The 22,767-nt window shown below is 35.7% G+C and carries 25 protein-coding genes; 13 read left to right on the top strand and 12 right to left on the bottom strand.

The features are described 5' to 3' along the window. Window positions 1-65: 65 nt before the first annotated feature. A complete protein-coding gene (locus MKY81_RS09480; RefSeq protein ID WP_066230958.1) occupies window positions 66-584 on the top strand; it encodes an acyl-CoA thioesterase in 519 nt (172 codons plus the stop codon). 14 nt (window positions 585-598) lie between these two features. Then, window positions 599-970 carry a hypothetical protein gene (locus tag MKY81_RS09475; RefSeq protein WP_341117632.1) on the top strand — a complete coding sequence of 124 codons (372 nt, stop codon included), beginning with the start codon at window positions 599-601 and terminating at the stop codon, window positions 968-970. Window positions 971-1,080: 110 nt separating this feature from the next. On the opposite strand, the gene MKY81_RS09470 is transcribed toward MKY81_RS09475, so the two are convergent. Then, window positions 1,081-1,332: a hypothetical protein gene (locus MKY81_RS09470; protein WP_066230952.1), complete on the bottom strand. Its 252-nt coding sequence runs from the start codon at window positions 1,330-1,332 to the stop codon at window positions 1,081-1,083. Between the two features lie 192 nt (window positions 1,333-1,524). Between MKY81_RS09470 and MKY81_RS09465 the strand changes: the two genes are divergently transcribed. Next, entirely contained in the window at window positions 1,525-2,001 is a 477-nt protein-coding gene (locus tag MKY81_RS09465) for an Hsp20/alpha crystallin family protein (protein WP_341117631.1), read from the top strand. Window positions 2,002-2,106: 105 nt separating this feature from the next. Then, window positions 2,107-2,910, top strand: coding sequence for a hypothetical protein (locus MKY81_RS09460; protein WP_341117630.1), 804 nt, complete (start codon window positions 2,107-2,109; stop codon window positions 2,908-2,910). A gap of 85 nt (window positions 2,911-2,995) precedes the next feature. Here MKY81_RS09460 and MKY81_RS09455 read toward each other — a convergent pair whose 3' ends face one another. After that, window positions 2,996-3,724 carry a polysaccharide deacetylase family protein gene (locus MKY81_RS09455; protein WP_108071205.1) on the bottom strand — a complete coding sequence of 243 codons (729 nt, stop codon included), beginning with the start codon at window positions 3,722-3,724 and terminating at the stop codon, window positions 2,996-2,998. 175 nt (window positions 3,725-3,899) lie between these two features. Between MKY81_RS09455 and MKY81_RS09450 the strand changes: the two genes are divergently transcribed. The 7 genes from MKY81_RS09450 to MKY81_RS09420 all read left to right on the top strand — a co-directional run bounded on the left by MKY81_RS09450 (window position 3,900) and on the right by MKY81_RS09420 (window position 9,256). Continuing rightward, a complete protein-coding gene (locus MKY81_RS09450; protein WP_341117628.1) occupies window positions 3,900-5,420 on the top strand; it encodes an ATP-binding protein in 1,521 nt (506 codons plus the stop codon). Between the two features lie 76 nt (window positions 5,421-5,496). Continuing rightward, complete coding sequence (locus MKY81_RS09445) at window positions 5,497-5,685, top strand: hypothetical protein (protein WP_066231428.1); 189 nt, start codon at window positions 5,497-5,499, stop codon at window positions 5,683-5,685. After that, window positions 5,685-5,888: a YwbE family protein gene (locus tag MKY81_RS09440; RefSeq protein WP_108071197.1), complete on the top strand. Its 204-nt coding sequence runs from the start codon at window positions 5,685-5,687 to the stop codon at window positions 5,886-5,888. Before MKY81_RS09445 ends, MKY81_RS09440 begins: the two co-directional genes overlap by 1 nt. Window positions 5,889-6,137: 249 nt before the next feature. Further along, entirely contained in the window at window positions 6,138-6,911 is a 774-nt protein-coding gene (locus MKY81_RS09435; protein WP_107919821.1) for an SDR family oxidoreductase, read from the top strand. Window positions 6,912-6,926: 15 nt separating this feature from the next. Further along, complete coding sequence (locus MKY81_RS09430; protein WP_107919822.1) at window positions 6,927-7,280, top strand: hypothetical protein; 354 nt, start codon at window positions 6,927-6,929, stop codon at window positions 7,278-7,280. Beyond that, complete coding sequence (locus tag MKY81_RS09425) at window positions 7,273-8,316, top strand: alpha/beta fold hydrolase (protein ID WP_066231419.1); 1,044 nt, start codon at window positions 7,273-7,275, stop codon at window positions 8,314-8,316. Before MKY81_RS09430 ends, MKY81_RS09425 begins: the two co-directional genes overlap by 8 nt. A 340-nt stretch (window positions 8,317-8,656) precedes the next feature. Then, on the top strand, window positions 8,657-9,256 hold the full coding sequence (locus MKY81_RS09420) for an undecaprenyl-diphosphatase (RefSeq protein ID WP_108071195.1): 600 nt from the start codon (window positions 8,657-8,659) through the stop codon (window positions 9,254-9,256). Between the two features lie 50 nt (window positions 9,257-9,306). Here MKY81_RS09420 and MKY81_RS09415 read toward each other — a convergent pair whose 3' ends face one another. The 3 genes from MKY81_RS09415 to MKY81_RS09405 all read right to left on the bottom strand — a co-directional run bounded on the left by MKY81_RS09415 (window position 9,307) and on the right by MKY81_RS09405 (window position 12,602). Beyond that, window positions 9,307-10,827 carry an ABC transporter permease/substrate-binding protein gene (locus MKY81_RS09415; protein WP_341117627.1) on the bottom strand — a complete coding sequence of 507 codons (1,521 nt, stop codon included), beginning with the start codon at window positions 10,825-10,827 and terminating at the stop codon, window positions 9,307-9,309. Between the two features lie 3 nt (window positions 10,828-10,830). Beyond that, window positions 10,831-11,790, bottom strand: a complete 960-nt coding sequence (locus MKY81_RS09410; RefSeq protein WP_108071193.1) for an ABC transporter ATP-binding protein — start codon at window positions 11,788-11,790, stop codon at window positions 10,831-10,833. 83 nt (window positions 11,791-11,873) lie between these two features. Then, complete coding sequence (locus MKY81_RS09405; protein WP_108071191.1) at window positions 11,874-12,602, bottom strand: metallophosphoesterase family protein; 729 nt, start codon at window positions 12,600-12,602, stop codon at window positions 11,874-11,876. Window positions 12,603-12,923: 321 nt separating this feature from the next. On the opposite strand from MKY81_RS09405, the gene MKY81_RS09400 reads away from it, so the two are divergent. Beyond that, window positions 12,924-14,459 (top strand): MDR family MFS transporter, encoded by a 1,536-nt coding sequence (locus MKY81_RS09400; RefSeq protein WP_341117626.1) that lies wholly within the window; start codon window positions 12,924-12,926, stop codon window positions 14,457-14,459. Between the two features lie 5 nt (window positions 14,460-14,464). Here MKY81_RS09400 and MKY81_RS09395 read toward each other — a convergent pair whose 3' ends face one another. Continuing rightward, on the bottom strand, window positions 14,465-15,583 hold the full coding sequence (locus MKY81_RS09395) for a serine hydrolase domain-containing protein (protein WP_341117625.1): 1,119 nt from the start codon (window positions 15,581-15,583) through the stop codon (window positions 14,465-14,467). A gap of 189 nt (window positions 15,584-15,772) precedes the next feature. On the opposite strand from MKY81_RS09395, the gene MKY81_RS09390 reads away from it, so the two are divergent. Continuing rightward, window positions 15,773-16,840, top strand: a complete 1,068-nt coding sequence (locus MKY81_RS09390) for an undecaprenyldiphospho-muramoylpentapeptide beta-N-acetylglucosaminyltransferase (protein WP_066231399.1) — start codon at window positions 15,773-15,775, stop codon at window positions 16,838-16,840. A gap of 67 nt (window positions 16,841-16,907) precedes the next feature. Here the strand turns inward: MKY81_RS09390 and dltD are convergent, their stop codons facing one another. The 6 genes from dltD to ald form a co-directional block, all read right to left on the bottom strand. Continuing rightward, on the bottom strand, window positions 16,908-18,083 hold the full coding sequence (gene dltD, locus MKY81_RS09385) for a D-alanyl-lipoteichoic acid biosynthesis protein DltD (RefSeq protein WP_066231397.1): 1,176 nt from the start codon (window positions 18,081-18,083) through the stop codon (window positions 16,908-16,910). After that, window positions 18,080-18,313, bottom strand: coding sequence for a D-alanine--poly(phosphoribitol) ligase subunit 2 (dltC, locus tag MKY81_RS09380; protein ID WP_066231394.1), 234 nt, complete (start codon window positions 18,311-18,313; stop codon window positions 18,080-18,082). The genes dltD and dltC overlap by 4 nt, the downstream gene beginning before the upstream one ends. Before the next feature lie 13 nt (window positions 18,314-18,326). Then, window positions 18,327-19,499 (bottom strand): D-alanyl-lipoteichoic acid biosynthesis protein DltB, encoded by a 1,173-nt coding sequence (gene dltB / locus MKY81_RS09375; RefSeq protein WP_107919826.1) that lies wholly within the window; start codon window positions 19,497-19,499, stop codon window positions 18,327-18,329. After that, window positions 19,496-21,016 carry a D-alanine--poly(phosphoribitol) ligase subunit DltA gene (dltA, locus tag MKY81_RS09370; protein WP_341117624.1) on the bottom strand — a complete coding sequence of 507 codons (1,521 nt, stop codon included), beginning with the start codon at window positions 21,014-21,016 and terminating at the stop codon, window positions 19,496-19,498. The genes dltB and dltA overlap by 4 nt, the downstream gene beginning before the upstream one ends. Window positions 21,017-21,034: 18 nt before the next feature. Continuing rightward, entirely contained in the window at window positions 21,035-21,181 is a 147-nt protein-coding gene (dltX, locus tag MKY81_RS09365) for a teichoic acid D-Ala incorporation-associated protein DltX (protein ID WP_084347628.1), read from the bottom strand. A 366-nt stretch (window positions 21,182-21,547) separates the two neighbouring features. After that, window positions 21,548-22,681 (bottom strand): alanine dehydrogenase, encoded by a 1,134-nt coding sequence (gene ald / locus MKY81_RS09360; protein ID WP_341117623.1) that lies wholly within the window; start codon window positions 22,679-22,681, stop codon window positions 21,548-21,550. Window positions 22,682-22,767 lie beyond the last annotated feature (86 nt).

Genomic DNA, 22,767 nt, shown 5'->3' with positions numbered 1-22,767 from the left:
AAGGTAGAAAAAACCCTTTTGAGAAATTCGGTTTGTAGAATTTCCAATTGAAAGGAAGTAATATTATGAACGCAAAAAAAATTAAAGAGAGCCGTATTGTTAATACTGCACAAGTATTATCATGCGATTTAAATAATTATAATACGTTATTCGGTGGAATTTTAATGAAAAAACTAGATGATGCGGCAACATTGTCTGCTCGTCGTCATTCAAGAGTAAAAGAATGTGTCACAGCATCAACAGATTCTATCGATTTCTTATGTCCGATCCATCAAACTGATTCGGTCTGTGTTGAATCATTTGTAACCTATACTGGCAGAACATCTATGGAGATATTTTGTAAAGTTATTGCTGAAGACATTATGACAGGTGAGCGTCGTATTGCAGCAACTGCCTTTTTAACCTTTGTTGCTTTAGATGAAAATAAACGTCCAGTAGAAATTCCAGGTGTTATTCCTGAAACTGAGGAAGAAAAATTTCTTTATAACACAGGGAAAGAAAGAGCGGAAATGCGTAAATTAAGAAGACAAAAAAGTAAAGAATTAGCCGGATACATTAACCTAGAAAAACCTTGGGATTTATAAGGGGAGGAGAAAATATGCTTACACTTTCAAGTTTGGAAGAGATTCAAGCTGCAAAAGAAAGTCTTGAAAAATTGCAAACCACTTATCCAAACCTTTTTGAAAAATTATTGCATGTTGTTAATTTAACAAGAGCATTGCAATTTAAATATCACTTTATGGGTTGCATAGTTATGGATGAGGATCCAAGCCACTATTCCCCTAATTTTGTACAAGGATCCGTTATCCGCTTGTACAAAAAAGAAGTTCAACTATTAAAAGACGACGAGAATTTTCATGTAGCTAAACAAGTATTTGTCGACTATAAACGAATCGGCTATGCCAAAATCAGCCTCCTCATTCAAGGCTCAACACCCGAATCATTAATGGGTGCCCCAGTAATTCAATAAAATAATAACAATTACCAAAATAGAAGCCGATGCCCATAAGTGGAATCGGCTTCTATTTTGGTGTCAGGCACCTTCTGTGGACATTTGTCCACGAACGGTGCCTGACACCGTTAGACTTTCTTGATGGGGATTGGACTTGAGTTGAAGGATGCCGGGGAATCGATTTGGTCTCGGTCATCGACAAAGCTTTGAGGGTTGATGAATGTTGAATCGTCCCCATTGTTCACCCCATAGCCTTGCGTTTTCTTATCGGAGTTATTCCAATCCGCTAATAAATTTTGTCCCACATTAACGGCGGATGCATTTTCAAAAGAATTAATTTTTAACATAAAAATATTTATATTAATGGAAGCTCCCTTCATTTTTTGTAACCTCCTTTTTTACAGAAAATATTAACTTGATCGACCTTTTATGTAATAAAACAGAATCTTCGTCAGTCGTTTCCTCATTTATCGGTAATGAAAAAAATATTTTACTAATAAGATATATAAATGTCAGGTTTGTCATTTACTATAATGTTCCTGCTTATGATCATGCATGTTAGGGGGAGAAAAGTGGATCTGGAAAAGCTGAAACAATGGATGGAAATCTCACAAAAATACCAAAACTGGAACTTTTGGGATATGATATTTAATCAAACTCCTTTTGAACCTCTAATGAAAGAACAATCACATCTGTCACATGGGCCTCAAGAAAAAAAATCAAATGCAAGAAATTCTACTTTTCCCATCGTGGATATTTATCAAACGGATACACAAATAATCGTTTTGCTTGAATTACCAGGATATCGAAAAGAAGATGTTTCACTTTCCCTCTCCGGTAATAAATTAGTTGTAAAAGGGTCATGCCATTTACCAATTGCGAACGCAATTACGATCCGAAATGAGCGGAGATATGGAGATTTTGAAAGGTTAATAGAACTTCCGGAGCCAACTAAAAGTAAAGATATCCATGCAAGATTTGAAAATGGACTTTTAATCGTTACATACATGAGAAAGTACACGAATGAGGAAGATATCCCAATTACGTAAATTATTCGGGTCCGCTCCCTTCTCTATTGTCTTAATCTGAAGTTAAAAAGTTATTATAGTGTATTAGTTGTTCGTCATCATTCTTAAAAAAGTGTGGGGAAAATTATGTCTATTAAAGGATTTTTCAATCAAAAAGAAAATAATGATGACATTCAAAAGCTTAAAATAAAAATCAATGTAATCGAACAACAGGTTGAGAAAGTCAAAACAATTGAAACACAGTTGAAAAGAATGGTAAAACTTGAGCCCACTTTATTGAAATTAGCCGAAGGAAATAAAAGAGAATCGTCCACTTCCCGAACGAAGGAACAAAATCAATTAAATAAGCAAACACTGAAACAGCTGGAGATTGATATTTATTCAAAAGTTGCCAAGTTTATCTCCAATAAATTAAGTCCCCTTCAACAAAATTTAATCGATATGGAAAATCGATTAGAATTGCTAGAAAAGGAAAACAGCCTCCTGAGAGACATAATAAAAAATCAATATGAACAAATGAATGAATTCGAAAATAGAATCGCCCGGATGGAAGCAAGTATGCAACCGATTGGACCTGAACCATCGCAAACAAGACCCGATCAACAACCAATCATTATTCAAAAAGTAAACGTTGAAAAAATCCTTTTGGACAAATATGAACAAACCAACAATTTTGGACAACTAGGGATTAAAGAACTAAGTGGACAATTGAACATCGGCGCCACTTACGGAAAAGGCATCATCCCTGCAGAACTCATCGAAAATCTTAAAGAAGATTTAGATGAAATTAAAAAGAAGTCATCCGAAGACCCCTTAACAGACGAATCAAGCAGCGAAAACGAAGAAGAAGAACAAAGCAACAACCACACAAAAAAAACACAACACCCAACCGACCACGACCAAAACTACGATGACATACCAATCGAATAAAGTGTCAGGCACCATTTATACATAATTTATAATTTTTATGCGTTTTTTTGCATAAATGGTGCCTGACACTTTTTATTGGCGCTTTTTATTCTAATAGCTTTGCAAAGTCTGTAAGTGTTGTTGAATTTTTTACATAGATTCGCGGCAAGAGATAGTTTTCGTTTGCTACTCCTTTTTCTATAAATACTTCCGGTGTTGTTGTCAGCCCGAATGAATAATATTTTTTCGTATCTTCTATTACTCGTTTATTATATTTTCCATATGGATAGGCAAGTGCTATGACTGGTTTCCCGGTAATTTGTTCAATTTTTTCTTTAGAATCTTTTAATTCATATTCCAGATTTTTTGCTTTCGTTAAATCCGGATGGGTTAATGTATGTGACTGGATCGAGAACATTCCCGAATTCGCCATCTTAATTAAATCCATTTTAGATAAACGATTGGAACGACCGATAAAATCAGAAATTACAAAAAGTGTCCCTGCCGGTTTAAATTGTTCATTTTTTAATTTTTGGAAGATCATATATGCATTTGTATTATTTTTATACCCGTCATCAAACGTAATGAACACTGGCTTTTTTACATGTTTAATATCTTTCCACCTTTCAAAAGTTAACAATGTATAGCCATGATTTTTTAAATAGCTCATTTGCTTTTCAAAGTTATCCGGCGTTACATAAAGTTCCTTGGAACCATGTCCCGAATAAACATCAATGGAATGGTAAACCAAAATAGGAACCTTCTTTTGACCTAGTACCTCAGTTGGAAACACAAAAACACAAAGGATGATGGCTACTAGCATCTCCTTACGCATAAAATTGCACCCCTTTTATTGGAAAAAATAATTATCCTTCACTAGTATCCCTAACAATCTCCTTTTTATGATAACGATTCATTTTATTAGAAAATCCCTTTAAAAAGAGGAATTTTGATTGTTTTTGTCAAAATTTATAGTAAGAATAGACTACTTTATTAGAGGTGGTATACCAGTGAATACAGAAAACCACTTTTTACTTTTTGGCCAAAAATTAAAAGATAATAGTGAACTGTTAACAGAAAAACTCTTCCAAAAGGATATTCCTGACCCTTCTTATCAATATAGTGATATTCATTCTACTTTTTTCAGCTGTCTAGGAAATTCTCTCAATGACGATGAACATGCTGCATTTGAAAGAATTGTTCAATGGTCGCAGTTGTTCTTCAAAAGGGTCGATCAATTTGATATACAAATCCACGCTCCCTTCTTTCTAGGTAATCAGTACAGATCGGTCATTTTAGATTATATCGAAGAGTATTTATTACAAACGAACATCCACTCGATTATACTTGTACAAATAATAAAAAAAATAGATTCCTTCATTAATTATGGGGCTTCCTTATTTTCCAATAATCGTAAACAAATGTTTGAGCAAGATATGAATAAATTTAATCAAGCAATGATGGATAAAAAAATAACGATCGCTGAATTAAAAGCTTTAAAGAAAGCACTAAAAGAAGCAACTATCCTCACCGTTACAGATAAAGATGATATTATTACATACGCTAATACAAAATTTTGTAACATAACGAAATATTCACTTGATGAACTGATTGGGAAAAATCATAATCATTTGCTAAACTCCGGATACCATGATGATAATTTTTTCAAAAATATCGTTGACCATATAAAGAGTGGAAAAGTGTGGAAAGGTGAAATACGAAATAAAGCAAAAGACGGAAGCTTTTATTGGGTGGACTCAACGATTGTCCCTATTGTCGATCGGATGGGTAAAACCTATCAACATATTGCCATTCAACATGATATTACTGATCAAAAAGAAACAGAAGAAATGCTTCTTAAAACAGAAAAGCTTTCAATGGTAGGAGAATTAGCAGCTGGGATTGCTCATGAGATACGCAATCCCCTTACAACGATCAGAGGGTTTGTCCAAATATTAGACCATTTTTCAGAGGATAAAAAATATCTATATTCAAAAACGATATTATCTGAAATTGATCGAATCAATTTAATTGTTAGTGAGTTTATGGTATTCGCCAAACCACATGCCGTTTATTTTAATGAATGCAATGTAATTGATATATTAAATAATGCTCTTCACCTTCTAGGTGCCGAAGCATCTTTAAAAAATATAGAAATATCTATGAACTTTCATCCTACAAATATCTATATTTACGGAGAGAAAAATCAATTAACACAAGTGTTTTTAAACATTATAAAAAATTCGATTGAAGCTATACCTTATGGCGGATTGATTACTATTTCGGTAACAATCAAAAACAACCAAGTCCTTACATCTATAAAGGACAATGGCATTGGTATGACAGAAGAACAAGTGAATAAAATTGGTCAACCATTTTATACAACGAAAGATGACGGAAATGGACTTGGATTAATGGTAAGTTATAAAATTATCGAAAAACATAAAGGCCGAATAACGATCGACAGTGAGCCAAACAAAGGAACCGAATTTCTAATCAGCTTCCCTCTTTTTATAAAAAATCGTACTTGATTCCGAAACTAAATTCACTTTAACCAATAGGAAATATAGATTATACTTAGAACAATAATAATTTAGGAGGTATACGATGGAAAACGAACATACAGAACAAAAAAAGAAAATCAGCCTACAAGAAGCAATGAAACAACAGCTTCAAAATAAAAAAAATCAATCAATCCCTGGGAAAGCAAATACGAATACTCTTCCAACAACGAAAAAAATGAAAAGTCAGCAAACGAAAAAAACAAATAATCAAAGAAGAAGAACAGGAGTATAATGAACGGACAAAATCGATGTGATATCTTACCTGGTACCCACGTTCGTATTGTTTTAAAAAAAGATCAACGGACCGGAAATTTAACCCCGGGAATTGTTAAAGATATTCTCACAAAATCAAGTTTTCATCCACACGGAATAAAAGTGAGACTTGTAGATGGACAAGTTGGTAGAGTAAAGGAAATAAAGGCAGGTCCCTATTAATTCAAAATAGTAGACTTGCCTTTTTTGTTTATGTTCCGCCCTTGTGATTTTGCATTTAAAATTTCTACAAAACGATCCACGAAACATCGCTGCAGTTGTTAGCCTTCCCATAAATAGTACTTTATAATTCCCCTGATTTGTACGAAATAAGGCGAAGGCGAAAATATCATTTTTCACACCTTTCCCTATCAAATATCTATAATAAATAGAAATCAATTTCTTTATGTTTCCTAGAAAGGATGGGTGTATTTGAATATTACCGAAATTTTTGATCTTACGAATAAAACAGCCATTATCACAGGTGGCAGCAGTGGACTAGGCTCACAAATGGCACTTGCTCTTGCAGAAGCCGGTGCGAATATTGTCATTTGTTCGCGTAATATCCAGGCATGCCAAGAAATGAGCGATTTATTAAATCAACAAGGATATCAATCAATCGCTTTACAATGTGATATAACCAACCAAAAGGATATTGAAAATGTCATCACACAAACGATGGGGAAATTTGGAACAATCGATATTTTAATTAATAATAGCGGAACATCCTGGATCGCACCTGTACTTGATTTACCAGCTGATAAATGGGACAAAGTCATGAATGTAAATCTAAAGGGAATGTTCTTTTTTTCGCAAGCAGTTGCAAAGGTCATGAAAGATCAAGGTGGCGGAAAAATTATTAATATATCTTCTGTTACCGGTCTCTATGGAACCGATCCAGCTTTTCTTGATTCCGTAGCTTACAATACGAGCAAAGGTGCTGTCGTTTCCTTAACGAAAGACTTAGCCGTTAAACTAGCTCAATATAATATTCAAGTAAACGCGATTGCTCCCGGTTTTTTCCCTACTAAAATAACAAAAGTATTAGACAAAGCTACCAACATACTATTAAGTAAAATTCCGGCTAAACGTTTTGGCAATGAAAATGATTTAAAAGGAGCCGCCGTTTTTCTTTCGTCCAAAGCTTCCGATTATATTACCGGTCAATTATTGCTAGTGGATGGTGGACTAACAACAAATTTATAGAAAGGAGTTACACTCATGGCAAACAAACAATCGTTAGATATTTATCGTCTTTTAAAAAGGAACGGATTTCTGCTCGAGGCAAAAATTAATCAAGCCATCCAATCACAGCTTAATAACGAAGCGATCATAAGACAATTCGGTGCACATAGTAAAGTATCCGCTGCAGTTATACGTAAACTACAAAATTCAATAGAAGCAATCTCAATTCCCTTCAATTTTCCTACTAAAACTGACGTAGCCAATGCGACAAAAATTACTATCCAAACCGAAGAAAAAGTAGACCTAATCGATGAAAAAGTAAATACAATTTTACAATCATTAGAGGAACTTAAACAATTAGCCTCTGAAGGTGTAGAACAACATGAATAAATACATCGAAAAAGCTAAAAAAGAAGTTCAAAGATGGTCGGGCTTCAGCAAAACACTAACTAATCCTACCACTTACTCAGGTGTACCGCGCGAAGCCATTTGGAAAAAAAATAAAGCAACTTTGTGGTACTATGAACCACCTATCAAAAATTATTCGATTCCTATACTTCTTGTTTATTCCATAATCAACCAACCAGATATATTAGATTTAGACCCAGAAAACAGTTTAATTCAAGCATTTCTAGATGATGGCTATGAGGTATATTTACTAGACTTTGGAATCCCTGGTTATGAAGATAGAGAATTAACCCTTAATGATTATGTAACGAAGTACATTGAAAAAGGGGTTGGAAGAGTTTTAACTCACTCTGGGGCGGATGAAATTTCAGTGATGGGCTTCTGTCTTGGTGGAACATTGGCTGCGATGCATGCAAGTGTTACTGATCAACCGATTAAAAACTTAATTCTTTCCTTAACGCCAATCGATTTTCACGTTTTTCCTAATTTTAATCGGTGGAAAAAACCGTTGACAGAAAAAAATACGAATTTTGACCCAATTTTCGATTCAATCAGTCTTATCCCCTCACCATTTATAGAAGGTGGCATACGGCTTATCACCACCCCAATCTATTTCTCCCCATACCTATCACTATTAAATCGGGCATATGATGACCAATATACGGTGAAATGGAGCAGAATGAATGATTGGACCAAAAGCCATATCCCTATTTCAGGTGCGGCGCTTAAACAGTTGTTTAACGATTTTGTACGAGACAATAAATTAATCAACGGAGGTCTCGTCATCGATGAAAAAGACGCTAATTTATCCAATATAAAGGCCAACCTATTAGTCGTAGGATCACAGTTTGACAAACTAGTTCCTCCAGAACAAATACGGCCGGTTATGGATTTAGTATCAAGTAAAGACAAAACTTTTCACATGTTAAAGATGGGCCATGCAAGCTTATCAATCGATGGGAAACTCCCTCCATACCTAAGCGAATGGCTATCTCTTCGTTCGCATTCAACCGAATAGATAATTTAAAGGAGGTATTTGCATGATTTACAACCTTGAAGATTTTCAGCCTCTTAAAAACCATTGCGAGCTGATTGGCTACTTAGGCTTCGCCGGGCTTATCTTCAATATATTTTGTTAAGAAGGAAGGATGTTAGGTAAACCTAGCATCCTCTTTTATTTGACTTTGTTAATGCTAAGTGATGATTGGAGCGAAAAATCAACTTTCTATTTAACAGAGATATTAAAAAGACCATTAAATTCTTGTAGATAGGAAGCGAAAAGTAAGTTAAAATAGATACGATTATATGTTTTTGAATTAAGGAAAATTAAAAGTTTTATGATAGGAGAATTCTAGCTTATGTCTTTTTCGGATATTAACATTGATGTTTTTCGATCAATAAATAATGTAGGTAAAGAAGTACCTGCTACCGAACCGGTTGCGGTTTTTGTAGCTGAATACATGTTATATTTTTTAATTTTGGCCCTTCTTGTTCATTGGTTTACGAGAAGACAGAGGAATCGAATGATGGTGATCCAAGCGGTTATTGCCACTGTGATAGCCGAGGTTCTTGGAAAAATTGCCGGTAAACTTTATTCTCACCATCAACCGTTTGCTGAACTGCCACACGTGAATAAATTAGTCGAACATGCTATTGATAATTCATTCCCGAGTGATCACTCAATTATCTTCTTTTCTATCTGCTTCTCCTTTTTTCTCGTACGGAAAAAGGAATGGTGGCTTTGGATTATTCTTGCCATTCTTGTAGCTATTTCACGTGTGATGGTCGGTGTTCACTATCCTGTTGACGTTGCTACCGGAGCACTTTTGGGCATTATTTCTGCATTGATCGCCTACTGGATCGTTCCAAAACTCGGTTTCATTAAGCAGTTGCTTGGGATGTATGAAAAAATAGAAAATCGAGTTCTTCCTACGAAAAATAAAACAGAGAATTTTTGATTATACTTATAAAGAAAAAAGATGACGAAACGTTTCGCCATCTTTTTTCTTTATTTATTCAAAATTCCATGCTTTTGTAAATATTGCTTCGCAACTATTTTTGCTGACTGTCCATCGACATTTACTAAATAATTCATTTCCTGCATCTCATCCTCGGTAATCTTCCCTGCTAGCTTATTTAAAATCTCTTTCAACTCCGGATATTTTTTCAATGTTTCCTTCCTTAATAATGGGGCTCCTTGATAAGGTGGAAAAAGATGTTGATCGTCCTGTAAAATTTTCATATTATATTGTTTTAATTCGCTATCTGTCGAATAAGCATCCAATAATTGAATATCCCCTTGCTTTAGCGCGTTATAGCGTAATTTAGGCTCCATCGTTTGCATATGAGGAAATTCTATTCCGTATTTCTTAATGATTCCTTTGTATCCATCTTCCCGATCGGAGAATTCCAGGGTGAAACCTACTTTTACACGGTCTTGGACCTTTTTTAAGTCTGAGATTGTTTGTAAGTTATTGTTTTTTGCGTAGTCATTTGGAACTGCAAGTGCATACGTATTACTATACTTCATTGGCTTTAACATGATCATTTTATATTTTGCAAGCATCCCTTTTTCAGCTTGCTTATAGACAGCTGCGGCATCCGTACTTACAGCCTCTTCTTTTAAGAATGTAGAAATGGCTGTTCCCGTAAATTCAGGATAAATATCGATATTACCTGATTTTAATGCGTTAAAAACCATCGATGTTTTTCCCAATCCTGGTTTTAATTCCACGGTTAGATCGGTATCTTTCTCAATCAACAGTTTATACATATTGATTAGTATCTCAGGCTCCGCTCCTAGTTTTCCGGCAATGACAAGCTTCTCCCCTTTATTTCCTCCTAATTGCGGGATAATGATAATGAGAAGCACAGCTACTATAGCAATGCTGCCTATTTGCAACGTTCGCTTGAATGGATAGTGTTCAATCATACGTAATACGACATCAAAAATAATCGCGAGTAACGCAGCAGGAATAGCACCTAAAATAATGAGATAATGGTCATTACGGTCAATACCTAGAAGGATAATATCTCCTAATCCACCTGCGCCAATCAATGCTGCAAGTGTAGCAGTTCCGACGATCATAACCGTAGCCGTACGAATCCCCGCCATTATAACAGGAAATGCTAGGGGTAGCTCTACCTTTATTAATCGTTTTCTGTTATTCATTCCCATCGCATGTGCTGCCTCAATTAATGAGGCATCTACTTCTTTAATTCCTGTATACGTATTTCGCAATATCGGTAATAACGCATATACGACAAGGGCAATAATTGCTGGTATTGTCCCAATACCAACTAACGGTATTAATAAGCCTAATAATGCCAAGGAAGGGATCGTTTGAAAGATCGCCGCAATTCCCATGACCGCTTCCGCAATTTTTCTATGCTTCGTAATGTAAATCCCTACGGGTATTCCAATCAAGATCGCAATCAGGAGTGCAATAAACGAAATTTGCAGATGTTCCAAAAAGGCCTGGAATAGTTGTCCTTTTCGCTGCTCAAATACTTGTATAAACTGCTCCATTCATTATGCCCTCCCTTCTTCTAGGCTGGCTAAATATTGGATAACAGTATGGCTTGTGACGGTGCCGATTATTTTATTATCGTGTTCAACAGCGATTTCACCATCACGCGCTAAAATGGATAAAAGTGCCGAAAGTTTTTCCTGTGTCGAAATGGTTTTCAACGAATAAGACGGAGTTGGGTTAGGAATGATCCACTGAAGCAACCTTTCAACGAGCTCATCTTCCCATTCAGATGTATCATTTTCCGTTTTTAAAAAATGTTGAACAAATTCATTTGCCGGATGATTGATGATTTGTTCAGGTGTATCAATTTGAACAACCGTGCCGTCTTTCATGAGGCATATTCTATCTCCAAGTTTTAATGCTTCATGGATGTCATGGGTAACGAAAATGATTGTTTTATGTATTTGTTTTTTCATCGTTAATAAATCATCTTGCAGTTGTTGCCGGCTGATCGGATCCAATGCACTGAAAGGTTCATCCATTAAAATAATATCCGGATCGGCTGCAAGTGCTCGAATGACACCGACCCGTTGTTGTTGCCCGCCTGAAAGCTCGTCCGGTTTACGTTCCCGGAATTTCTCCGGATCTAAGCCGACCATCGTTAATAATTCATCAATCCGTTTGTTAATATCGGATTTTTTCCATTTTTTCAGCTCCGGCACTGTTGCGATATTTTCTGCAATCGTCATATGTGGAAAGAGGGCAATTTGTTGGAGAACATAGCCAATATTCCAACGTAAGGAATGGATGTCATACTCACTTACATTTTTCTCTTGGATATAAATATTTCCTTGTGACAACTCAATTAAACGATTAATCATTTTCAATGTCGTCGTTTTTCCACAACCACTTGGACCAATTAGGACAAAAAACTCACCCTTATTGATCGTGAAATGCAAATCGTCGACAGCTTTCGTTCCATCAGGGTACTCCTTTGATACGTGTTCAAATCGAATCATTTTTATCTCCTTTATAATGCTATTAAGTTCAATTGTAAGAAAAAGCTGTTTACTTATTCTGTAAACAGCTTTTTTAATTCATGCTAGCAGGATGCTACGTTTGCCTTAACAAAATACTGCTCAAACATACCGTCTTTTATTTCTAAACAATTTAATTGATGTCCATATGCACAGGCCCCATCAATTCCTATTTTCTTATTACCGTAATATACATCTGCCTTTTCATGCAAGTAAATTGCTGGTGTATGACCATGAATAATTGTCCGGGAAAATGAATGATTTACTTGAAGAAACGGATCTCGTATCCATATGAATTCGTGATTACTCGTTTTTTTCCAATCATCATGTTCCGGATTGATTCCCGCATGAACAAAAATGAAATCATCTGTTTCATAAAAATACGGGAGATTCTCGATGAAGGAAACAACTTCTTTATGCGTTTCTCCGATTTGCCGCGCCCATTCCTGATAGGTTGAGTCCTCTTCCTGATCACTGCAGCTCTCCCCCAAGAAAGATTGAATGGTTGCTAAAGCTCCATTTCGAAAATATCTTTCCTTCTCACCAATTGGATCCGCTAACCAATTACAAAACATTTGATCATGATTACCCTTTATTGCTACAGCCCTATGCTTCTCTACTAATTCCTTCACGAAATAAATGACTTCTTTGCTATTTTTCCCACGATCCATGTAATCGCCTAAAAGTATCAATTGATCTACACTAGAATCGTATTTTACTAGCGATAATAATTCTTTAAACTCACGAAAGCAACCATGGATGTCACTAATAACAAGCATTCTATTTTTATTCATACCATACCCCTTTTCTTCTCTAAATAGTACAACTTTTCACATTTATTTTCTATTATCTTGTTCTTTGTAAACCGCTTTTTTTAAGAAGTGTTGCTTTCATCCATAATAAAGCACAGAGTGGATTGGAGCGGAAGGAACCTGACTCCTGCGGGATATAGAGGAAAGGTCGAGACCCCACAGGCGCAAGCCGAGGAGACTCGACTTCCTCCCCGCGAAAAAGCAGGTTCCTGGAGCGGAAAGGAACGGTTCATTGTTTAAAAGTTCATATTCAGTTCATAAAGATTTTATATACTGCAAATACTCAACAAGGAAAGGAAAGATATGATGGAAAACATTTTAAAGAATGAAAACCAACTTTTAACAAATAAAAGCAATAAAATTCTCGTTATGGTTGGATTAGTTATCGGGTTAATTTTTTCCGAATTAGATGAGACCGTAGTGAATACGGCGATGCCTACGATTATTCGTGATCTTGGTGGATTGTCGATGTATGGGTGGGTTGCCGGGGTTTATATGCTGGCATTATCAGCATTTATGCCGATTTTAGGAAAGCTGGCCGATTTAGTCGGGAGAAAGAAGATTTATTTAGCTTCTATGGCTTTTTTTATCGGGGGATCGATTGTTTGCGGACTTTCCCAATCGATGACCATGCTATTGATTGGACGCGGAATTCAAGGATTAGGAGCTGGCGGGTTGATGCCACTTGCGATGACCATCTCTAGTGACCTTTTTCCGGTCGAACAACGGGCAAAGGTTCAAGGGTTTATGGGACCTATAATGTTCATTCCGATGTTATTAGGACCTTTAATGGGTGGATTTTTCGTCGACCAAATAAGCTGGCATTGGATTTTCTTTGTGAATATTCCAGTCGGAGTACTTGCTGCAGTTCTTTTAGCATGTGGATTAAAGGAAGGAAATGAAAAGAAAAAAGTCATTATTGATTGGGCAGGTGCAACTTTGTTAGTATCTGCAATTATCTCATTATTGATCACTCCTGTACTAATAGAAAATGAAGGGTATACATGGAGTTCACCATTTATTATTAGTTTGCTTTGTCTAGGTGTAATGCTGCTTGGCGTTTTCATTTGGGTGGAATCGAAAGTCAAGGAACCAATTGTGCCGCTCCACTTATTTAAAAATCGAAATATTTTAGTGTTGTCTATCATTGTTTTTGCAGTGGGAATTGGGCTTATGGGATCGTTCTCTTCCTTCCCGTATTTCGCACAAAATGTGTTAGGACTCACACCGACAGAAGCTGGATATTTAACGCTTCCGATGATGGTAGGAGCAATCCTCTCAGCAATGGTTTCAGGATATTTAATTACTAAAGTACGTTATCGTGAATTATTCGGGATTGCCTTTATTATGCCAATCATTGGCTTCTATTTATTTTCACATATGTCGATTCACACGACGATTATCCAAATTATTATTTTCTTTGTCATTACAGGGCTTGGCTTAGGGGTCATGTTTGGTGGAGATAATTTAATCGTTCAAGAGTCAGTTGAAAAAGAGCATAAAGGAATCGCCTTGGCGACAGTACCATTATTTCAATCAATTGGGGCGACAATCGGTGTGAGTATATTTGGGACAATGCTATCGTCAACCCTTACATCAAAAGTAGGAGAGTTAGGAGCAAAACTACCTAAAAGTATGGCTGAAAATATGAATGGTTTAGTTGCTGGAGGTATTCCGAAAGGTCTCTCCCCTGAACTGTTCACAAAAATAAAAACACTTTTTGTTGAATCGTTCCAACATATTTATATGTATTCATTCATAATTGCTATCATTGCATTTGTATTATGCTGGTTTTTGAAAAAAGAAGTTCTTACTTCTAAGTCAGAAGAAGAGGTGTAAGTGTCTTAAATGGCACTTACACCCTTTTCTATTTCTACATACATTTTTTTCAGTTCTGATAAACTTTGTAAATTGGACAGAAGGATGATAAAATCCTCCCCATCTTTTGAAATGCTGTTAATGCCAGACCATCCAGGTATATGTCCATGTATAGTGTAATTTCTTTGATGAATATACCAACCATATCCATAACTATTTTTATAAGGCGTAAATAATTTTTTCAGACTGTATGGTGAAACTAGTTTTCCCGTTGTCAAAGCTTGATCAAATTTGTACAGATCATAGGCGGTCGAATAACTATCCCCACTGCCTAATAGTTGAGAGAAGTGCGTCTTAGATGGGGAATAGATAAAATTGAACCTCCTTTGATAGCCGGCGGATATGTATGAATCATTTTTGTCGGCGTCACCAAATCCGGATTGTTCCATGCCTGAAGGGTTAAAAATGAACTTCGTGATGTACTCATGAAGTGACATCCTCGACACCTTTTCAATAATAACCCCTAGAATAGAATAGTTCGAATCCGTATATTCCCACGTTTCACCGGGCTTCGAATGAAGGGTTTTGGCATGGCGGGAAATATCTTTCATTAATTCGTGCTTCGTCAGTTCCTCTCCATTCTCATTTCGGCGCGGAATACCAGATGTTTGCGAAAGCAAATGTTTAATTTTTATCTCGTTCGCATGTGGGAATTCCGGAAAGTATTTTGATAAACGATCCTCGCTCGTTAACTTTCCCTGCTCTTCTAACTGAATAATTGCTGTAGAAACAAAGGCTTTTGTCAGTGAAGCAATATAATACTGTGTATTTGGTCCATTATTACTTTTTTTAGCACGATTGCTTAACCCGTAACCTTTGTGTAAAACTATTTTTCCATCTTTCACAATCAAAGCTGTCCCACTGAAATGATTGTTTTTTAAATAGAGATCAATGTGATGGCTAGTCGGGGTTTGTGGAGATGCAACAGGTATATTAAGAATTTCCCCTTTAGAATGATGAATCCCATGATCCATAAAACTATTCGTATGATATAATAATCCAATTATAAGCAGAACCATAATGAAAATAGATAAATTTCGTTTTTTCATCTTTCTTTTATCGTGTTTTCTACATGATGTTTGCATTTTTATCTCCTAATGATGAGTTGTACCGTTATTTTAACCAATTTCTAGGAGGTAATACGGTAAATTCTTCTGGATAAAAGAGATATATTTGCATTCCTTTCAGAAAAAAAGCTGGATTAGTATCATGAAACGAGATAAATAAGATATAATTTATAAAGTCATTATCTTTAACGTATTGTAGGAGGAATTATGTTTAAAAAGAAAATTGTATTTACAGGTGGGGGAACAGCAGGTCACGTGACACCTAATATTGCCATCATTAAGGAAATGGACCGTTCTAAATGGGATATTCATTATATAGGATCAAAAAAAGGAATTGAGAAAGATTTAATCACTCAAATTAACATACCTTATTACGGGATTTCTAGCGGTAAGCTAAGAAGATATATTGATTTCGAAAATGTAAAAGATATTTTTAGAGTTCTTAAAGGTTGTCTGCAAGCAAGGAGAATTTTAAAAAAGCTAAAGCCAAATCTTATTTTTTCAAAAGGCGGATTCGTATCTGTACCCGTCATTATCGCGGCAAAGTCATTAAAAATTCCGATCTTCATTCATGAAAGTGATATGACGCCTGGTTTGGCTAATAAAATTTCGCAACGTTTTGCAACGAAGATTTTTACCTCGTTTGCAGAAACGAAAAAATACTTTCCGGAACAAAAAACAATGGTCATTGGATCTCCTATTCGAAAGGAAATCTTAAATGGCTCTTGGGAAAAAGGTAGAGACTTTCTCGATTTCAATACGTATCAGCCCATTTTAACGATTATGGGTGGTAGCTTAGGTTCGAAAAAAGTGAATGAGGCGGTAAGATCATCTTTAAATCAACTCATCGGAAAATATCAAATTGTTCATTTATGCGGGAAGGGAAATATCGATAATAAGCTTTTGAATATTCCCGGGTATAAGCAATTTGAATATATCAATGATGAATTACCAGATATCTTAGCAGCAACCGATATTGTCATTACGAGGGGCGGCTCGAATGCGATATTTGAATTTTTAGCATTGAAAATCCCGATGATCATCATCCCGTTAACGAAACAACAAAGCCGAGGCGATCAAATTTTAAATGCAAAAGCATTCGAAGACAAAGGCTATTCATTGACATTAGAGGAAGAAAATTTAACAAATGATTCATTAGTAAGCAGCTTAGATTTCGTCATGAGCAAAAAAGAAAAATACCAAACCGCCATGTCCACATCAGAACAAGGCAACGCGCTACAAGTACTAGTCGACGAAATAAATAAATATCTTTAATTCAAAATAAGGTGTCAGGCACCGTCTGTGGACATTTGTCCACAAGAGGTGCCTGACACCTATTTGGTTATTGTTTCCAGTGGTTTTCCATTGCTTTGTCCATGTATACCCAGCCTTTCCACGCGATGTGGATGGTGTCTTTGAGGAAATATGGGTCATATTCATGTCCGGAGTAGTCAGCAATTGGAAAACCTGCTGCTTCTACTTGCTTTTTAATCTTTTTGTAAAAGGCAGTCCTTCCTTCCTTCGGGAAACCAGTATAGTCATACCATTTCCCGTTTACTGGAAGTGTTACAAAAAGCGGCTTTGCACCTTTTTCTTTTAAAAGATCTAACACCATTTGAAAATCTTTATATTCTTTGGATTCAGCAAATGATGTGCCCTTTTTGTAGTTTTTAAGCTCATTTATTTTTGGTGCAATCTTCTTTTTATAATAACTATCTGATATATTAAATGGATTGCTTTTCGCTCGTTTGCGGCCGTATTTTTCAGCTGAGATCACCAATTCATCCCATGACTTATTTTTTACAAGTTTAGGATTTTGATGTCTTTTCCTTTGATAGCCTCCAAACAATGAATAATACAAATCCTTTTTCTGTAGAAGTCGCCAATTCAAATAGGCAATAGGTCTTGCACAGTCTGCTTTGAATCGTAAAGATTTAGTATTACTTAGTTCAGCTTTATATAATGTCGATAAGATTTGGTCACGATTCACCGTATTAAATGTCAACAATCGAGCCATCGCCAGTTTTTTCAGTTTCGAATCAATATTTTGATTGAAAACTAAATCATACGCTTGTAGTCTCGAGTAATTAGGGGAAAAATGGGCATCATCGATCCCTTCCTCATGAAACCATTGCGGTGAAATAATAAATACCAGCTTTTTCCCTTTTAATTGATCCGCTTGGGAAGCAAAATTCATGAAATGAATGAGCGATTGCATCCCACCTCTTCCATATAAAAAGGGGGTAAACCCCTTTTTATTTGCCGCAAAATAATTTGACGGATGAAAAGGGTCAAATCGGGCCAATTCCGAAGAACCGTAAATAGGAAAGGAATTTTTTTCTTTAAGAATTTTCTTTTGTACGTAATCGCCTTGAAACATTAATGGATTTAGTTCCGTGGCAGCACGTTGTACTTTTTTATCCGAAATAAATGACTTAAGCCAATTATTTGGAAAAAAGATAAACACTAAAAAAAGTACTACTGCAATAATGATCGGAACAAATGCATATTTTTTCATTCCATCTCAGCCAATTTCGCAGCAATATTATTCGGAGTATTCCACTCCTCACGTGTAAATTCTGTTATTGGAACAGTAATCCCAAGTCGACCTTCAATTTCAACTAATAAATTAATGGTTCCGAAAGAGTCTAATAGTCCTTCTTCAAAAAGATCAATATCCGGATTTTCCTTCACAACATCTTCTTGGCAAACCTCTGCTAAAATGTTAAATAATTCTTGTTTATCCATTGTTCATTCTCCTTTAGTGAAATAAATATCCTGAAAAAATATAAAATCCAAAACATATAAAATGGAATGTAATAACTACTGATACGACATGCGTAACTTTATTTTTTGGCCAGAATTTTGTTTTCCGATTCCAACGATCAAAAAAATCGAAGCTGACCATTAAAAATGCCTGGTACAATCCGTATACTATATATTGAGGAGCAATCCCATGCCATAGCCCCATGATGAGGAATAATAAAAGATACCCTAAATTAGAAACAGTATAACGGTTTTTAATCCACTTCTTCTTCGTCATCCAAAGAACAAAGCGCATGTACACATAATCCCTGAACCAAAATGATAACGTCATGTGCCAACGATTCCAAAAGTCTTTTATGTTTCGACTAATGAACGGGAGATTAAAGTTTTCAGGTGTCTTAATTCCCATCAAATAACTTACTCCTATAGCAAAGGCACTATATCCGGCAAAATCAAAGAACAAGTACATACTATACGAATACATGTACAAAATGTTCCCTAAATATGGGTGTAATTCAATAAATGGTCCTGCCCCAGGATACAAATGAGTGATTACATCGCGATGAATTAAATACGCGATAATAAATTTGTACAAAAATCCTTTAAAAATTTTATTAATACCTAAATACAACAACTCACGGTATTGCTCCTTAGTAGGAACAGTCAAGCGATCTTTTTCAAATCTCCGATAACGGTCAATTGGACCGGAAGAGATGGTTGGGAAAAATAATAAAAAATACAAAAAATCAAGTAAAGGAATATCATTCTTAATTATTCCATCCCTAATTTCAATCACCATTTGAACTGCTTTAAAGGTCAAATAGGAAATACCTAGAAATCCAAATAGATGATTTAGCCCTAAAAGAGGGAAAACTTTCACTAAAACTAACGGCAAAATGGATGCAATAAAAGCTAAACAAAATACAAGTGTACGATTATTTCGTTTTCGATAAGCAGCATATCCTTTAACAAGAATGACCTGCCAAATCGTAAACAATACAAGCGAGACCGCGCCCAACGAATTATTTGAGAAAATGATGGCTAATAAAAGAACTGTAACCACCATATTATAAGCTTTGGACACTTTTCCGTTTAAGCCTAAAATAATCGTTGGTAATAGAAGAAATGCCACAATAAAGAAAAAGAGAAAAGATTCATAAGGAATCATGCTAAAACCTCTGCGGTTAATTTTTTGCGATCAACCTTGCCATTAGCTGTCATTGGCAACTGCTGACAATAAATAAATTTCCTTGGAATCATATAGGCTGGCAACAGTTGTGCAAGCTCCTTTTTAATCGCACTCGTTAATTGGTACTCTTTTTCAAAAGAATGATCGCTTGGGACAACATACGCTGTTAAGAAATCGATTTTATCCTCTCGATAAACCGGAGTAACAACACATGCTTTAATAAATTGCGATTTTACTAGGTTACACTCAATTTCTTCTAATTCCATACGGTATCCATGTACCTTTACTTGAAAATCTATACGACCTTGATAGTAATACAATCCATTTTTCTTAAGTCCTACATCACCTGTTCGATAGGCACGCATTCCATTTTTCATAAAAAACACGCGATCGGTTAGCTCTTTTTCTCCAAGATATCCTTTACTTACACTTGGACCCGCAATAATCATCTCACCTTTTTCACCATCTGGAAGCTCATTTCCCTCTTCATCGACTACATAAAGTTGAGAATCTCCTTTGCATTTTCCAATCGGTAATACACTATGGTTTTCTAATAACTCGCTAGTAACTTCAACCATTGTAATGGCTACTGTCGCTTCAGTAGGTCCATACAAATTATAAACCTTTGCACGCGGAAAACGTTCTTTTAACTGGCGTGCTGTCTCAGCTGTCAGCACTTCCCCACAGAATAGAAATACTTCAAGCTTAGGAAGCATTTCTTGAGTGAAGGTTGATTCCATTAAGCACATTTGCGCAAATGACGGTGTTGAAGTCCAAACCTCAATATTAGATTGCTGAAATTCGGTAAAAAGCACTTTTGGATTCGCAATCATTTCTTTTGTCACCGCGAATAATGTTCCGCCAGTACTAAGTGACGGATAAAGGTCCATCACCGACAAATCAAATGAGAAAGGTGCTTGATTCATAAAGACTCCCCTATTTTCAATGGAAAAGTCAGACAACATCCAATCAACATAGCTCTGCAAATTATTTGCTGTAATCTGAACACCTTTTGGATTACCTGTACTACCAGATGTATAAATAATATAAAAGCTATCCTCTTCCTTAACCCAGCAGTCTTCCGTACATGCATCTTGATCATTAATTAATACATCACTCAACTCTGATTGACTAACATATTTTATAGGATACTCAGCAAGTGATTCTTTATCAAATTCCTCTGTTGCAATAAAGAATTCAGCTTTTGAGCTTTCAATAATCTTTTTAATTCTTTCATTCGGTATCGACTGATCAACCGGAATATAAGGATGACCTGCCTTTACACTGCCTATAAATGAAATAATCATTTCAGGGGCCATATGTCCAAAAACAATGACTGGCGATTGGACTTGTTCTGACTTCTCCTGAATATAGGCGGCTAAATTACCTGATTGACGCCATAAATCTCTATAAGTCACAGACTTGCTTTGATTAGTAAAAGCATATCGATCCGGGTAATCGATTGAAACTTGTTGAATTGATTCCAGTAATTTCATATATCCCCCATCCATTCATTAAAACTCTGCATATATAAATGGTCCTGCACTCATATCGTGGAAACCATATAATAACACGAGAACGATCAAAATAAACAAATAATAAAGTGTACGAACACTTAGATTATCTATAAATCTCTCAAAAAGATTTTTTATTTTCTCCACAAAAAAAGCAACCTTTCTTATTATCTTCTTTTTACAACAGAAATCATCTTACCATATTCCTTAAACAATTTTGTAAATTTTTTGTAGATATTTTTCATTATATAACATTAATAAGACTTAATAAACACCAAAAAAGTTTCAATAAAATTCGGAAAAAATAAATAAGAAAAGCGAAAAGCGCTTGATCAGCCCCGACAAGCAAATGTTCCTCGAGGGCTAGGCGCTGGAGCTAGACAAAGCAGATATTTATTAGAAACATTATACATACAAAAATTTCTTACCTTTTAACAAAAACAAAGGTGTCAGGCACCTGCAATGGACAAATGTCCACAAGTGGTGCCTGACACCTTTGTTCATTTCAATTAATTATGCATTGATTGCTTCTTTAGAAATTGCTTCTTCTACTGTTACATATTTGTAGCCAAGATCGTTTGCTACTGCTTCAAATGTTACATGGCCATTCGCTACGTTCACACCAGCTTTAATTGCAGGATTATCATTCACTGCTTTAACTACACCTTTTGATGCAATTTGTACAGCGTAAGGAATCGTTACATTTGTTAAGGCAATTGTAGCTGTACGTGGAACTGCACCAGGCATGTTAGCTACTGCATAATGAACGACACCGTGTTTAACATAAGTTGGGTCATCATGAGTTGTAATATGATCAACTGTTTCGAAGTTTCCACCTTGGTCGATTGCAACGTCTACAATAACAGATCCAGGTTGCATCGATTTAACCATTTCTTCTGTCACTAATTTCGGAGCTTTTGCACCAGGAATGAGTACTGATCCAATAACTAAATCGGATTCTTTAACAGCTTCAGCAATATTGTATGGATTTGACATTAATGTTTGAACACTTGTACCAAAAATGTCTTCTAATTGACGTAAACGATCTGGATTTAAATCGATGATTGTTACATCCGCTCCTAGACCGACTGCGATTTTTGCAGCGTTTGTTCCAACCATTCCGCCACCAATAATCGTTACTTTGCCACGTTTTACTCCAGGTACACCACTTAGTAGAATTCCTTTACCACCTTGTGTCTTTTCAAGGAATTGAGCTCCGACTTGTGCTGCCATTCTGCCTGCTACTTCACTCATTGGTGAAAGAAGTGGTAATGTACGATTTACAGTAACTGTTTCATATGCAATGGCAATCACTTCACTATCTACCAACGCTTTTGTTAATTCAGGTTCTGCAGCTAAGTGAAGATATGTGAATAAGATTAATCCTTTACGGAAATAACCGTACTCAGATGCAAGCGGTTCTTTAACCTTCATAATCATATCAGCTTTTGTCCATACATCTGAAGCGCTTTCAATAATTTCAGCACCAGCTTGTTTATATTCTTCGTTCGTAAAACCACTGCCTAATCCAGCGTTTGTTTCAATAATAACTTTATGTCCAGCATTTAATAAATGAACGACACCAGCAGGAGTCATTGCCACACGATTTTCATTATTTTTAATTTCCTTAGGAACACCGATAATCATCTATAACATCTCCTTAATGATAAGTCAGTAATGCGCTTACAATGCTATTATATTCCTTTTTTCTGCATATTGCTTTATGAATAATA

This window comes from Heyndrickxia sp. FSL W8-0423 (assembly GCF_038009395.1).
GTDB classification, from domain to species: domain Bacteria; phylum Bacillota; class Bacilli; order Bacillales; family Bacillaceae_C; genus Heyndrickxia; species Heyndrickxia sporothermodurans.
This window is presented reverse-complemented; position numbering and strand designations above follow the sequence as displayed.